This is a genomic window from Gemella sp. 20925_1_85 (genome assembly GCF_041433735.1).
Lineage (GTDB): Bacteria > Bacillota > Bacilli > Staphylococcales > Gemellaceae > Gemella.
This window is the reverse complement of the sequence record NZ_JAPWCC010000001.1, coordinates 20,155-33,861: the sequence shown is the minus strand read 5'-3', so window position 1 is coordinate 33,861 and position 13,707 is coordinate 20,155. Positions and strand designations below refer to the sequence as shown.

The window sequence follows — 13,707 nt, the reverse complement described above, 5'->3', positions numbered from 1 at the left end:
TTTATCACTCCTATACTTCAACTACTTCTGCATTAATATCTTTATTTAACCATTTTGAAGCAATACTATTAAAATTTTCACTTTCTTGTGAAATAAAGAATCTGTGTTCTTTTTTATTTAACTTTTTCTGATGTAATTTTGCATATCCTAAAACAGTACTTACTTCACGCGCTGCTTCTCTCCCTGAAGAAATAACTTTAATATTATCACCATAATACTCTTCTATATCTTTCTTCAATATAGGATAATGAGTACATCCAAGAACGACAGTATCAACACCAAGCGTGTTAGTATTACCTAAGGTTTCCGTTATTAAATTCTTAGTAGCTTCATTATCAAGATTTCCCTCTGATTCAATAAAGGGTACAAAAGCTGGACAAGCCTTATCAAAAACTATAATATCAGAATTGATATTTTCAATTTCTATATCATATACTTTTGAATTTGCTGTAAACTTTGTTCCTAATACTAGTACTTTATTATTCTCTGTTGCTTGTATAGCTCGTCTCGCTCCTGGTTGAACAACACCAATAATTGGTACTTCATATTTACTTTGCAGATAATCTAGTGCCGCAGCTGTTGCAGTATTACATGCTAAAACAACTAACTTTACTCCCTTATCTATTAAGAATTTTACTGCTCTATCCGTATTTTTTATTATTTCTTCCTTTGTTTTATCACCATAAGGGCAATTTTTAACATCACCGAAATAATAAATAGTTTCGTTTGGTAACTGTCTCATAATCTCACGAGCAACTGTTAGTCCACCTACTCCACTATCAAATACTCCTATTGCATTATTCATATATGGCCTCTTTCTTAATTAGAACCAAGCATCTCCTCTAGTTCTAATATTTTAGTATAAGATTTAGTTTCTATTCCTACAAATTCTTTAAATACCATATTTAAAAATGAGAATAATCGAATTAAATCTTTGTTTTCTATTTCCAAACTTTCTAAAAAGTCAATATTTTTAACAGTCATATAGTATGTAAGTTTCACTAGTGAATCACTAAGACCATATATACTATGATCTATATTAAACTTATCAACAAAGCTATTTTTTAAAAAGCTATAACCTACATAAGTTTGATCTGTTTTTTGATATTTAAACATAAAACCCTGACCTTTTAAAATTTGACACAAAAAATATATTAAAACAAGTTTTTCAGAAACATCATTTTCTATATTTTTTAAACATAATTTTAATAACTTATACATATTAAAAGTATCGTCATTTATTAAATTAACATATTCCAACATATTAGCAACATAACTGTTTTTTAATATGTCATATACAATATTTGTATATGTATTTTCAATTTCAAGATTTGTAATTTTGTTCATACCGCTAGTAGGAAAAAAATTAATTGATACTTCATATGGTGTACTCACCTTAATTTTTTTCTTACTTTTGTGGACATTTTCATAAAAAAAACTTTCTATATTTCCTTGCTCAGTTAAAACATGTAGTATTTCATGGTAATCTCTATATCTTATTTTTTTTATAATAATTCCTGTAACAAAGTTTCTATTAGTCAAAGATATCATCCCTATAGCCAAGGTCACGGATTTGGTTTGGTTTTGATCTCCAGTTATCGATCACTTTAACCCAAAGCTCTAAAAATACTTTCTCTCCTAGAAGAACTTCTATATCTTTTCTTGCTCTAGAACCGATTTCTTTTATCATCTTACCTTGTTTTCCAATAATCATACCTTTTTGTGATTTTCTTTCAACAACAATTGTAGCGATGATATTTTTCTTTTTCCCTGGTTGCTTCTCTATTCTATCAATTACAACAGCAATTGAATGAGGAATTTCTTGCTCTGTTAACTGTAATACTTTCTCTCTAATGAATTCTGAAATAACAAAATACTCTGGAGAATCAGTAATTACATCATCAGGATACATTTTGAAACTTGGTTGTAAGTATTTTTTTGTTGTATTTAATAGATTATCAACATTTATTGACTTTAATGCTGAAATAGGAACAATCTCAACAAAATCATATAAATCTTTATAAAATTCAATAATCTGAATAAGTTGTTCAGGTGTGATTAAATCGATTTTATTAATTAATAAAAATGTTGGGACTTTTAATTCCTTAACTATGTTTATTAAATGTTGATCACCAGGACCAAACTTCTCACTCGCATTTATAATTAGGTAAACTATCTCTGACTCTTGAATTGCACTACTAGCAAGTTTCATCATGTAATCACCAAGTCTATGTTTTGGCTTGTGAATACCAGGTGTATCAATAAAGACAATTTGTGAATCATTATCAGTATAAACACCATTTATAATGTTACGTGTTGTTTGTGGTTTATCTGACATTATTGCTATTTTTTGTTGTAATATATTGTTTAATAACGTAGATTTACCAGCATTAGGTCTACCTATAATAGTGACAAATCCCGTTTTAATTTGTTCTTCAAACATGCTTATCTCCTTAAACCAAACTTCTCAAGAATCTCATCTTGTTTACCAAACATTTCTTTTTCATCTTCTTCAGTCATGTGGTCATAACCTAGTAAGTGTAAAAATCCATGTACTGCAAGAAAACCTATTTCTCTATCAAAACTATGTTCATACTCTTTTGCTTGTTCATGAGCAATATCAACACAGATAATTACATCACCAATAGAATTAATCTCATCTTCAAGACCAATTATATCGATTTCATCTTCTACCTCATCATTTAAAGCAAAAGAAATCACATCGGTAGGAACATCTTTTCCTCTATAATCACGATTAATTTCTTGTATTTCTTCTTTACTAACAAATGATAACGACATTTCAGTAATCTCAGTATCAACACCTTCATACTCAGCAGCACAATCTAATAGTTTTAGTAACATATCTTTTGTACTATCTTCTACTAAGTTATTATCATCTATAATTTCAACAAATGTCATGATTTTCTCCTTATATATTCTTATTGAGAGGGGATAATTCTAGACAAAAACCCTAAATTCTCCCCTCACTTACTATTTTAATTTATTAAAATTTTGTTGTCTTAAAGCTTCGTAAATTATTAACGCTGCTGTATTAGACAAGTTTAGGGAACGAACATTTTCGCTCATTGGAATACGTAATGCCTGTTCACTATATTTCTCTCTAAATTCCTTTGGTAAACCTTTTGTCTCTCTACCAAAAATAAAATAGATATCTTCATTATCTTCATTTGAAAAATCAAAATCACAATAATTTTTTGTTCCAAATTTAGTTATAAGATAATAGTGCTTATCATTAGTTGCTTCTAAAAATTCATCAAAACTATCCCAAACAACTAAATCTAGATGTTCCCAATAATCTAAACCAGCTCTTTTTACGTGTTTATCGTCAATTGAGAACCCTAGCGGTCTAATTAAATGTAATCTTGTATTAGTCCCAACACACGTACGTGCAATATTTCCTGTATTAGCTGGAATCTCTGGTTGGAATAAAACTATATTATTCATAATTAACTAGAATGGAAGTTTGCCGCCAAACATTCTTCCAAGACCCTTTCTTTTAGATTTATCATTCATAAGCCCACCGAATTGTTTCATCATTTTTCTCATTTCTTCGAACTGTTTGATAAGTTTATGAACCTCGTTAAGAGGACGCCCACTACCTTGTGCGATACGTTTTCTACGTGGTACATTTATAATATCAGGATTTTGTCTTTCTTCAATTGTCATCGACTTAATAATAGCTTCAATATAGACAAATTGTTTTTCATCAACTGCATCTAAATTCATATTTTTTAGTTTACCCATTCCCGGAATCATTCCAAGTATGTCTTTAAGACTACCTAATTTTTTAACTTGTTCTAATTGAGTCAAGAAATCTTCAAAAGTAAAACTTTGATTAAGAATCTTTTCCTGCATTTTTTTTGCTTCATCTTCATCGATAGAAGCTTGAGCTTTTTCAATTAATGTAAGTACGTCACCCATACCTAAAATACGAGATGCCATACGTTCTGGATGGAATAACTCAAGGTCATTCATTTTTTCACCCATACCGACTAACTTAATTGGTTTACCTGTAATAGACTTAATAGATAGTGCAGCACCACCACGTGTATCACCATCTAACTTAGTTAATACTAAACCAGTAATGTCAAGTTGTTCATCAAATGAAGTTGCAATATTAACTGCTTCTTGCCCTATCATAGAATCGACAACAAGTAAGATTTCATCTGGTGTAGTAGCAGTTTTAATATTTTTTAATTCATCCATTAATAATTCATCAATGTGTAAACGTCCTGCTGTATCGATAATTACATAATTAAAGTAATTTTCCTTAGCAAACGCTAATCCATCCTTAACTATATCCACTGGATCTTTATCTACATAGAATACTTCGATATCTAGTTGTTTACCTAGTGTTTTTAATTGTTGAACTGCAGCAGGTCTATAAACGTCAGCAGCGATAAGAAGCGGTTTTTTCTTCATAGTCTTTTTGACTTTTAGTGCTAATTTCCCTGCTGTTGTTGTTTTACCAGCCCCTTGAAGACCAACCATCATAACAGTAGTAATTTTTCCACCTTGGGTTAATTCAACATTAGAACCACCTAATAATTCAACTAATTCTTCATTTACAATTTTTACTACTTGTTGTGCCGGAGTAAGAGATTTCATAACCTCTGTTCCAACTGCTCTTTCACTTATTTTCTTTACAAATTCTTTTACAACTTTGAAGTTAACGTCCGCTTCTAATAAAGCTAACCTAACTTCACGCATCATTTCTTTTACATCCGCTTCTGAAACTTTACCTTTTCCAGTAAGTTTAGCTATTGTATTTTGTAATCTTTCTGATAAATTCTCAAATGCCATACAAGCTCTCCTAATTTTCTAGTTTTATCAATTCTTCAACATACGTTAGTACTTCTGTATCAGTAGTTGATTTTTTTATCTCATTTAGTAAAAACAATCTCTGATTGTTCAATTTAATTAAATTTAACTTCTCTTCAAACTGTTCTAATTCTAATATTGTTCTCTTAATATTATTAGATACAGCTTGTTTTGATATATTATAATTCTCAGAAATCTCTGTTAGCGATAAATCATTAAAATAATAGTCATCTAAATACTGTTTTTGTTTATCACTAAGTAATTCAGAGTAAAAATCATAGAGTTGTGAAATCTTTATAACTTGTTCTATTTCCACAATCTTCCTCCAGTCATTAAATATAAATCTACATCACTATATTATACGATAAAATCGCGTTTTTTTCAAATTTTTACCGCTTTTTTAAAAAATAAAATCAACTCAAATTAAAACTATTTTGAGCTGATTTATTTAAATTTATTTTATATTCTCTGATTAATTTTTAATGCAAATTAATTTGAATTATTTACATATAATCCAGTGCAGAATTATCAATCGTTATAGTAATTTTCTCTCTAGAAAAGCTTTCGGCAAAATAATCATTAATATACTTTAGTAAAGGATAAAGCTTATTATAATCTTCATCTTGGTATCTTATCACAATATTGAATTTATATTCATTATTTATTTTATAAAATAAACTCTTATTAGGTCCTAATATTGATAAATTAGTTTGCTTCTTACTAATAAAATCAAAAATCATCTTAGCAACACGTTCCGTCTTTTGTTCATCATACCCTTTTATAGTTATAAAAGAGATTTTACAAAACGGTGGATAGTCTATTAACTTTCTTCTGTTAAGTTCATATTTATAAAATTTCTCATAGCTATGCTCAATTGCAAAATCTAGTATATTACTAGCTATATTAGTTTGAAAGACAACTTCCCCTTCTTTCTCACTACGTCCAGCCCTACCAGCAGTTTGAACTAGTAATTGGAATAATTTTTCATTTGCTTTAAAACTAGGTAGTGCTATCATATTATCAATAGATAATACACCAACTAAAGTAATATTTGGGAAATCTAGTCCTTTGGAGATCATCTGCGTTCCTAATAGAATATCAGACTTATGATTTTTAAAATCAGTAAGCAACCTTTCATATGACCCTTTTCTACTAGTGGTGTCAGAGTCCATCCTTGTAATCCTAACATCTGGTATATTTTGATACAGATACTCTTCAACACGCTGTATTCCATAATTCCCTGACACTAATTCTGGCTGTTCACAACACTTAGGTATATTAGAAATTTTCTTCTGATATCCACAAAAATGACAATGTAATGAATTATCATGCTTATGATAATTTAAGCTTATATCACAATTTTCACATTTATATAAATGTCCACATGAAAAACAACGAATAAAGTTAGTATATCCACGCTTATTCATTAATAAGAGTACTTGTTCCTTTTTCTCTATCTTTTCTTTTATCTTAGTAAGTAATTCACTAGCAATAACATCTTCTTTTTCTTCGGTATGAACTATATTTATCATCGGTAATTTATTATTAAACCTATGGGTAAGTTTTAATAACTTGTTAGTATTATTCTTTTCAAAATTATAATATAGATCAACCGAAGGTGTTGCACTAGCATATACTACTGTAGATTTATTATAGATTCCACGTTTTTTAGCAATATCCTTCGCATCATACCTTGGTGACTCAGTCTGTTTATAACTATTTTCATGCTCTTCATCAATGATAATAATACCTAGATTATTAAACGGTGCAAAAACTGCTGAACGAGTACCTAAGCATATTTTAACTTTACCATCTCGAATTTTTTTCCACTCATTGTACTTTTCTTTTGCATTTAATCTAGAATGTATAACCGCTATATTATCGCTAAATACTTTTCTAAATTTCTTTTCAATTTGCGGTGTTAATATTATCTCAGGAACTAATATTATAGCGTCTTTCCCTTTTTCAATAATCGCTTCAACAAGTTTTATATAAATCTCTGTTTTCCCAGCACCTGTAACACCATGTAAAAGATACTCATTGAACTTTTTACTATCAAAATTCTCGCTAATCCTGTCATAAACTTTTTGTTGATGTTCACTTAGCTTCGTATTATTTTCTAGTATAGATGTATTTATATCATGTTTAACATCTTCTTCAATAACTCTAATTACATTCTTTTCAAGTAGTTTTTTCGTAACAGAGCTACCTATATTAAGTTCATCTTTAACCTTTGATTTCTTTATTTTTTCATTAGTAATTAAATAGTCGACTAATTCTTTTTGTTTTTTCGTTAATTTAACATCTTTATATTTGTCTAACACAAAGAACTCTTCGGTTTCGTTGTTTTTAATTTCTTTAATTCTACTTATCAGTCTAATTGCTTTTAGTGAGATTAAGTATCCTATTTGTTCAATTGAAAATAACTTCTCAAATTTATTCTTTTCAATTAAGTTATCCGTATTGAAGTGTTTTGCATAATCTAAAAGTAATGTTTTATTAGCATCAAGTAGCTCATAGTATTCAACATACTTATTCTTTAAACTAGTCGGAACAATTGTTTCAATGGCCTGTATTCTTGTACAAAAAAGTTCATCAGCCATTACTTTTGATAATAAAATCATTTCTTTAGTTAATATTGGAAAATCGTCTTTTAGTTTTTTAATGTATTTAAACTTATTCGTTGCTTCTACTTCTGAATGTTCTATTCTAGTATCTACTATATATCCTTGAACCGTTCTTGTTCCAAAAGGAACCTCGACTCTATATCCTACAATATCCCTGTCTTTAAACTCCTCAGGTACAAGATAAGAATAAACTTGATTAACATTATGATTATTTACATCAATTATTACCTCAGCATACATAATCTCACCTCCTTCAAATTAAAGTTCATCTATTTTGATATTTCATCAATTATAGCTTTTGCTATATTACTTTTACTGTTCTTATCAATTTTCTTAATATTATCATGTCTATCTATAACATAGACCTCATTATCATCACTACCAAAACCTATGTCTTTTTTAGATATATCATTAGCAACAATAAAATCGAGATTTTTCTTAACTATCTTTTCTTTCGCGTACTCTATCAAATTATTTGTTTCCGCAGCGAACCCAACAACTTTTTGTTTATCTGTTTTATTATCTCCAACATATTTTAGAATATCTTGTGTTCTTTGAAATTCAATTGTTAAATTTCCTTCTTGTTTTTTCACTTTTTTATCGAAAACTTGTATGGGTGTATAATCTGAAACAGCTGCTGCTTTTATAATAAAATCACAATCTTTAAAATTATTTTTCACCACTTCAAACATATCATTTGTACTAGTGATTTTTATTTTTTTTACTTTACTGCTTATAGTATCATTATCAACGCTAGATACTAATATTACTTCTGCTCCCCTTCTTGCACATTCATTTGCAAGAGAGATACCCATTTTCCCTGTAGAGGGATTAGTTAAGCATCTAAATGGATCGATGAATTCTTTTGTAGGTCCTGCAGTTACCAACACCTTTTTACCTTTTAAATCCTGGTCAACTTCTTGAAATACAGAACGTTCAATTTTTTCGATAGACGGAAATTTACCTTCTCCTACATCTCCACACGCTAAAAGCCCACTATCAGGTTCCACAAAATTGAAACCAAGTTTAGTTAATCTATTCATATTATCTTGGATAATTGGATTTCTATACATAAATGTATTCATTGCAGGAACAATATAAACTTTAGTCACATCTCTCACCGCCAGCATTAATGAAGTAGCCAAGTCATCTGCAATTCCATTTGCGAATTTCGAAATTAGATTAGCTGTAGCTGGTGCTACAATTATTCTCTCCGCCCACTTCGTTAAATCTATATGTTGTATTTCATTCTCGTCTATCTCTTCAAAAGTACTAGTATAAACTCTATTTTTTGTTAAAGTTTGAAAAGGTAACTGTGTAACAAAATTTTCAGCATTTTTTGTAAGTATTACTTTAACATTATTACCCTGCTTCACAAGAGAACTGCATAAATCAATTGATTTATATGCTGCAATCCCCCCTGAAACTATTAATAAAATATTCATGGAATTCTCCTCTAAACATAATTAATATAAGTCATGATCAACATTATTTGTTCCAAAAACCGCTGTTTCAAGTTTCGATAACCTTTTTAAGATATCTAAGTTTGTTACCTGAACAGGTTTGTCTTCACGACTTGTATTTTTTAAAGCTTCTATTTTAATTTTTAAGTTTTGATTTTCTATTTCTAATTCTTTAAGTCTAGTCATAAGTTTATCTAACTTCATATAGTCTTCTATTATTAAATCTAAATAATCATTAACATCTTCTTCACTATATCCTTTAACTCTACTTTTTCTAAACTCTTTTTCATAAATTTCCTTTGCTGTTAAATTTAATTCAACACTCATAATTTAACTCCTTTAATTAAATTCACTAAAATATGCAACGCAACTAACAAAATATAGTGGTGCTGTTTCAGCTCTTAGTATTCTCTTACCTAATCCTATCACATCAAATTTATTTACAGTTAAAAAATCAACCTCTTGTTCAGAAAGTCCACCTTCACTTCCAAACACTGCTATAACCTCTTTATTTCTTAAATCAGAGTGTAATAAATTTTTCAAGTTGATATTTTCCTCATTTACTGATTCCTTCTCATAAGCTACAACTTTATGATTAAATTTTTCAGAAAATGCAATTAAATCTTTTAAACTATCAACATATGTGATATCAGGAATTATATTTCTCTTTGACTGCTCAGCAGCCTCTTTTACGATTTTATTCCATCTATTTAATTTAGAATCTACCTTATCTTTCTTTACCTTAGCGACATTTCTCTCAGAATTAAATAGCACTATATTACTAACACCTAATTCAGTTAATTTTTGCATTAGATATTCAATCTTATCATTTTTTAATGGCGGAATAGCCACTGTTATTTTGGTTGATAATTCATTAGTACCTATTACTTGTTCGTACGGAGTAATAAGAACTTTGTCCACATTATTATCAACAATTGTACAAATGTATTTAACTTCATTATTAAATACAACATATACCTTATCTTCTATTTTCTTTCTCATAATTCTTACAATATGATTACTGTCATCTTTAGACAATTCATATGTTGATTCAACATTCAAATCTTCATTTATAAAATACTGTTGCATAAAAACTCCTAAATTTTAATCTTACAATTAATTTTACCTCATAATGCGCATTAATTCAATACTAGCAATCCTAATATAAAAGTAACGACTCGTAAATCTAATTTACAAGTCGTCACTTATCTTATCAATTGTAGTTTAAAATTAATTCAAACAAAATTGACATTAATATTGAATTTAATATATTAGTTAGCTTCCAGCTGGAATATAACCTTCGATATGTTGTTTAGCTAATTCTTCATGCTCTGGATAAGTTTTTGAGAAATAAGCTTTTCCATCTTTAGTAGCATGTAAGAAGTATAAATAGTCTGTATTCTCAGCATTATTTAAAGCTTCATAAGACGCAGATCCAATCGATGAAATCGGTCCTGGCGGTAAACCAATAACAGCATATGTATTATAAGGTGAATTTAATGACAATTCTGCCTGTGTTGGAGCTCCTGTTAACTTATCAGCTGCATAGTTGGCTGAAGGGTCAGTCTGTAATTTCATCCCTTGAGCTAATCTATTTAAGAATACACTTGCAATAAGTTTATTCTCATCTGATTTCGTAGATTCTTTTTCAAGAATACTTGCCATTGTCATATAATCATGAATAGAAATTTGTTTATCTTGTCCATTTATTTTCCAAGTCTTATTATTTTTCTTGTACAATGGTACTACTTTTTCGTTAGTTAACTTAACCATTTTAGTAATTAAGCTCTCTACGGTTTCATTATCACTTATGTCATAAATAGCTGGGTATAAATAACCTTCTAAAGCATATTTAATATCTTTTCCATAAACTTCATCCGTAATTAATTCAGGAAATTGTTTCTGTAATTTTTTAATAAATTCAGCATCATTAACTTTCTCTAAAAACTCATCACTACTTAAGTTAGTCTTCTCTAAATTCTTAGCAATTTTAAGAATACTATCACCTTCTATTAAAGCAAATGTATTACCAGAGTTCGCTTTATTTTTAGCACCAAGCTCTTGCATGATTTGAGATAAACTCATGCTTTGTTTTAAATTAAAGTTACCTACGTAAAATGATGTATTAGGGTGTAATCTTGCATAGATTTTAAAAACTTCCTCGTTTTTAATTAAACCTTTAGCTTTTAATTCTTGAGCAATCTTTGCGCTACCATAGTTTTCTCTAATTTCAACTGGAATATCTTTATTATTAGTCTTATCAACTGGAGTTGTCATATAGTAAAATAGTGATAAGGCCGCAATTCCTAGAATAACAAAGAAAGTAATAATTATAGGAATAATAGACTTTTTCTTCCTATTTTTTTTCTTTAATTCTCTACTTCTTCTAATCTTATCTTCTCTCATCTTTTACTCGCTTTCATCGTAGTAGAAAGTATCTAATACTTCTGAAATCATGTCATATTCTTCGTCTGTTTCAACTGGTTCAAATCTAACGCTATCTTCACCATCTTCAACACATACCATTGGGAAAATACTAATTTCCTCTTCATCAATTGTTTCTTCTTCAGCGAAAATATAGTATAAGTTACCGTTTGTTGGATTAGTAAACTCTAAAATTTTACGGTATTCTTTTTCTTCACCTTCTAATGTACTAAGTGTGTACACCTCTTCTGTATTATCGATACTAATGTTTTTTAAATCTTTCTCTTGCATTTTATTTTCCTCCTGAAATTTATATTAATTTAATTTATCTAAATATGTCTGAAGTATTAATACTGCAGCCATTTTATCAATAACATTTTTTCTTTTTTTCCTTGAAACATTAGCTTCAAGAAGTACTCTTTCAGCACCCATTGTAGTCAAACGTTCATCTTGTAAAATTATTTCAACATTCTTTATTTTCTTTTTTAATACCTCTACAAAATACAGTGTTGCTTCTCCTCTAAAACCTACAGAATTATCCATGTTTTTAGGAAGACCAACTACTATTGTTCCTACATTGTGCTCTTGAACTAATTCCTTAATTCTTTTAATTTTAAAATCTTTAACCTGCTCATTAATATTTATAGTTTCTATACCTTGAGCAGTGAACCCTAACAAATCACTAACGGCAACACCGATAGTTTTTGATCCGTAATCAAGGCCCATAATTCTTTTATCTAACATTTAAGACTCCTGTATAAAAAAGTATAATAAGTACTCTAGTATATCATCCATTTCTATTAATCTTATTTGCTCCCTTGCATGATTATCTCTAGGAATATATACTGGATCAGCAGTTTTGATATATCCCATTAACTGATTTATAGGGTCGTATCCACGCTGCTTAATTGTCTCAACAACATTTTTTAGAATGTTGTGAATATCATTTTTATCATAAAAGTTGCTATCAAATAATCTTGTTTCATCGAAATTTGTCATAATCTTTACCTCCGATTATACTAACTCTACTAAGATACCTACTGCATTTTCTCCTGTATGTGTCGAAATAATTGGTGTTGTAGTAAATATTTCATCTTCACTTACTTCATAACCAAAAGCTTCTTTTAATTCTGATTTGATTGGAGCTACATACTCATCAGCTAAAGCATTTGGCAAGCTGATACTTTTTATAGTTCTATTTTGTTTTTCTTCTTCAATATATTTAATTAAAGTATGAACAAGTTTTTTCTTACCACGCACTTTGTCTAAGGCTACTAACTCAGTTTCTTTTAATTGAGTTAAAACTTTAATATTTAGTAATCCCCCGATTAAAGCTTGTGACTTACTTAGTCTACCACCTTTTACCAAATTGTCAAGTTTATCGATCGTAACATACGTTAAAATATTTTTAGCTTTTTCTCTTAAGTTCTCTGCAATTACCTCTACAGCTACATTTTCTTCAAGTTGTTTTAGACACTCTTTAAGTAAGAAAACCATCCCTCGTGTTGTTGTCTTAGTATCAACAACGTACACTCCTTCGAATTCTGAACTTGCAGTAACTGCTGTATTATAAGTTCCACTTAAAGCCGAAGACAGAGTTAATACAATTACCTTATAACCTTCACTAGTCCATTTTTCAAAAGCTTCTATAAATTTACCAATTGCAGGTTGACTTGTCGAATATGAAGTTGCTGTTCTCATTCTCTCAATATATTCATCATTGCTAATTGTACGATAATCGTACTCCGTTCCATCTATATTAATTGTCAGAGGAATTACATCCACATTGTATTTTTCAATTTCATCAAAAGTTAAATCACTAGATGAATCAATAATTACTTTTACTTTTTCTACCATTTACTCTTTCCTCTTTCTTTTATAATGTATAAATACATAATCAAATTCATTATTTTCGTCTTTTGAAAATTCTTGTTTACTAATTAATTCCCATTCATTTTCATCAAATTCAGGAAACTTCGTATCAGCTTCAACAATTGTATTTACTTCTGTTATAAACATTTCGTCACATCTATCAAAATATTTATTATATATCATGCCTCCACCGAATATATAAGCCTTTTCCGTCTTAATATTTTCTAAAATAGAATCATCTGTATATACTTCGATATTTGAATAGTGACTTAAAGAATTCTTATCACGAGTTAAAACCCTATTAATTCTATTTGGAAGTGCTCTACCAATGCTATCTAAAGTCTTACGACCCATGATAATTGTTTGGTTAGTTGTTAATTCTTTAACCCTTAGCATGTCATTTTTCAAACGCCAAGGAATAGTGTTTTCCTGACCTATTGATTTATTTTTATCGTATGCAACTATTAGTGATAACATAT

At 29.0% G+C, this 13,707-nt stretch carries 17 protein-coding genes; all 17 read right to left on the bottom strand.

Features of this window, described 5'->3' with window-relative positions:
• Positions 1 to 10 precede the first annotated feature (10 nt).
• The 17 genes from racE to O3884_RS00105 all read right to left on the bottom strand — a co-directional run bounded on the left by racE (position 11) and on the right by O3884_RS00105 (position 13,705).
• Complete coding sequence (gene racE / locus O3884_RS00185) at positions 11 to 805, bottom strand: glutamate racemase (RefSeq protein WP_371451032.1); 795 nt, start codon at positions 803 to 805, stop codon at positions 11 to 13.
• 14 nt (positions 806 to 819) lie between these two features.
• Positions 820 to 1,551, bottom strand: coding sequence for a DNA repair protein RecO (gene recO, locus O3884_RS00180; protein ID WP_371451031.1), 732 nt, complete (start codon positions 1,549 to 1,551; stop codon positions 820 to 822).
• Positions 1,535 to 2,443, bottom strand: a complete 909-nt coding sequence (gene era, locus O3884_RS00175; RefSeq protein ID WP_294682652.1) for a GTPase Era — start codon at positions 2,441 to 2,443, stop codon at positions 1,535 to 1,537. Before era ends, recO begins: the two co-directional genes overlap by 17 nt.
• Before the next feature lie 2 nt (positions 2,444 to 2,445).
• On the bottom strand, positions 2,446 to 2,919 hold the full coding sequence (gene ybeY / locus O3884_RS00170; RefSeq protein ID WP_060914727.1) for an rRNA maturation RNase YbeY: 474 nt from the start codon (positions 2,917 to 2,919) through the stop codon (positions 2,446 to 2,448).
• Positions 2,920 to 2,991: 72 nt separating this feature from the next.
• Positions 2,992 to 3,468 carry a tRNA (uridine(34)/cytosine(34)/5-carboxymethylaminomethyluridine(34)-2'-O)-methyltransferase TrmL gene (gene trmL / locus O3884_RS00165; protein ID WP_294682675.1) on the bottom strand — a complete coding sequence of 159 codons (477 nt, stop codon included), beginning with the start codon at positions 3,466 to 3,468 and terminating at the stop codon, positions 2,992 to 2,994.
• 3 nt (positions 3,469 to 3,471) lie between these two features.
• Complete coding sequence (ffh, locus tag O3884_RS00160; protein ID WP_371451030.1) at positions 3,472 to 4,824, bottom strand: signal recognition particle protein; 1,353 nt, start codon at positions 4,822 to 4,824, stop codon at positions 3,472 to 3,474.
• A 10-nt stretch (positions 4,825 to 4,834) separates the two neighbouring features.
• Positions 4,835 to 5,158 (bottom strand): YlxM family DNA-binding protein, encoded by a 324-nt coding sequence (gene ylxM / locus O3884_RS00155; protein ID WP_294682646.1) that lies wholly within the window; start codon positions 5,156 to 5,158, stop codon positions 4,835 to 4,837.
• Positions 5,159 to 5,345: 187 nt separating this feature from the next.
• Positions 5,346 to 7,709 (bottom strand): replication restart helicase PriA, encoded by a 2,364-nt coding sequence (gene priA / locus O3884_RS00150; protein WP_371451029.1) that lies wholly within the window; start codon positions 7,707 to 7,709, stop codon positions 5,346 to 5,348.
• 29 nt (positions 7,710 to 7,738) lie between these two features.
• The gene (gene coaBC, locus O3884_RS00145) at positions 7,739 to 8,914 is read right to left on the bottom strand and encodes a bifunctional phosphopantothenoylcysteine decarboxylase/phosphopantothenate--cysteine ligase CoaBC (RefSeq protein WP_371451028.1); all 1,176 of its coding nucleotides are present in this window, start codon (positions 8,912 to 8,914) and stop codon (positions 7,739 to 7,741) included.
• 21 nt (positions 8,915 to 8,935) lie between these two features.
• Positions 8,936 to 9,259 (bottom strand): DivIVA domain-containing protein, encoded by a 324-nt coding sequence (locus O3884_RS00140; RefSeq protein WP_294682640.1) that lies wholly within the window; start codon positions 9,257 to 9,259, stop codon positions 8,936 to 8,938.
• Between the two features lie 12 nt (positions 9,260 to 9,271).
• Positions 9,272 to 10,021, bottom strand: a complete 750-nt coding sequence (locus O3884_RS00135; RefSeq protein ID WP_371451027.1) for an RsmE family RNA methyltransferase — start codon at positions 10,019 to 10,021, stop codon at positions 9,272 to 9,274.
• A 186-nt stretch (positions 10,022 to 10,207) separates the two neighbouring features.
• The gene (mltG, locus tag O3884_RS00130; protein WP_371451026.1) at positions 10,208 to 11,338 is read right to left on the bottom strand and encodes an endolytic transglycosylase MltG; all 1,131 of its coding nucleotides are present in this window, start codon (positions 11,336 to 11,338) and stop codon (positions 10,208 to 10,210) included.
• Between the two features lie 3 nt (positions 11,339 to 11,341).
• Positions 11,342 to 11,647 (bottom strand): DUF1292 domain-containing protein, encoded by a 306-nt coding sequence (locus O3884_RS00125; RefSeq protein ID WP_003145557.1) that lies wholly within the window; start codon positions 11,645 to 11,647, stop codon positions 11,342 to 11,344.
• A gap of 24 nt (positions 11,648 to 11,671) precedes the next feature.
• Positions 11,672 to 12,100, bottom strand: a complete 429-nt coding sequence (gene ruvX / locus O3884_RS00120) for a Holliday junction resolvase RuvX (protein WP_003145599.1) — start codon at positions 12,098 to 12,100, stop codon at positions 11,672 to 11,674.
• Complete coding sequence (locus O3884_RS00115; RefSeq protein WP_003144911.1) at positions 12,101 to 12,355, bottom strand: IreB family regulatory phosphoprotein; 255 nt, start codon at positions 12,353 to 12,355, stop codon at positions 12,101 to 12,103.
• Positions 12,356 to 12,370: 15 nt separating this feature from the next.
• Complete coding sequence (locus tag O3884_RS00110; protein ID WP_371451025.1) at positions 12,371 to 13,213, bottom strand: DegV family protein; 843 nt, start codon at positions 13,211 to 13,213, stop codon at positions 12,371 to 12,373.
• Complete coding sequence (locus O3884_RS00105; protein ID WP_371451024.1) at positions 13,214 to 13,705, bottom strand: dihydrofolate reductase; 492 nt, start codon at positions 13,703 to 13,705, stop codon at positions 13,214 to 13,216.
• Positions 13,706 to 13,707: the final 2 nt, after the last annotated feature.

Bases quoted from the DNA above. Each gene is read 5' to 3' on its own strand.
- racE (WP_371451032.1), bottom strand. From the start codon at position 805: ATGAATAATGCAATAGGAGTATTTGATAGTGGAGTAGGTGGACTAACA.
- recO (WP_371451031.1), bottom strand. From the start codon at position 1,551: ATGATATCTTTGACTAATAGAAACTTTGTTACAGGAATTATTATAAAA.
- era (WP_294682652.1), bottom strand. From the start codon at position 2,443: ATGTTTGAAGAACAAATTAAAACGGGATTTGTCACTATTATAGGTAGA.
- ybeY (WP_060914727.1), bottom strand. From the start codon at position 2,919: ATGACATTTGTTGAAATTATAGATGATAATAACTTAGTAGAAGATAGT.
- ffh (WP_371451030.1), bottom strand. From the start codon at position 4,824: ATGGCATTTGAGAATTTATCAGAAAGATTACAAAATACAATAGCTAAA.
- priA (WP_371451029.1), bottom strand. From the start codon at position 7,709: ATGTATGCTGAGGTAATAATTGATGTAAATAATCATAATGTTAATCAA.
- coaBC (WP_371451028.1), bottom strand. From the start codon at position 8,914: ATGAATATTTTATTAATAGTTTCAGGGGGGATTGCAGCATATAAATCA.
- O3884_RS00140 (WP_294682640.1), bottom strand. From the start codon at position 9,259: ATGAGTGTTGAATTAAATTTAACAGCAAAGGAAATTTATGAAAAAGAG.
- O3884_RS00135 (WP_371451027.1), bottom strand. From the start codon at position 10,021: ATGCAACAGTATTTTATAAATGAAGATTTGAATGTTGAATCAACATAT.
- mltG (WP_371451026.1), bottom strand. From the start codon at position 11,338: ATGAGAGAAGATAAGATTAGAAGAAGTAGAGAATTAAAGAAAAAAAAT.
- O3884_RS00125 (WP_003145557.1), bottom strand. From the start codon at position 11,647: ATGCAAGAGAAAGATTTAAAAAACATTAGTATCGATAATACAGAAGAG.
- ruvX (WP_003145599.1), bottom strand. From the start codon at position 12,100: ATGTTAGATAAAAGAATTATGGGCCTTGATTACGGATCAAAAACTATC.
- O3884_RS00115 (WP_003144911.1), bottom strand. From the start codon at position 12,355: ATGACAAATTTCGATGAAACAAGATTATTTGATAGCAACTTTTATGAT.
- O3884_RS00110 (WP_371451025.1), bottom strand. From the start codon at position 13,213: ATGGTAGAAAAAGTAAAAGTAATTATTGATTCATCTAGTGATTTAACT.
- O3884_RS00105 (WP_371451024.1), bottom strand. From the start codon at position 13,705: ATGTTATCACTAATAGTTGCATACGATAAAAATAAATCAATAGGTCAG.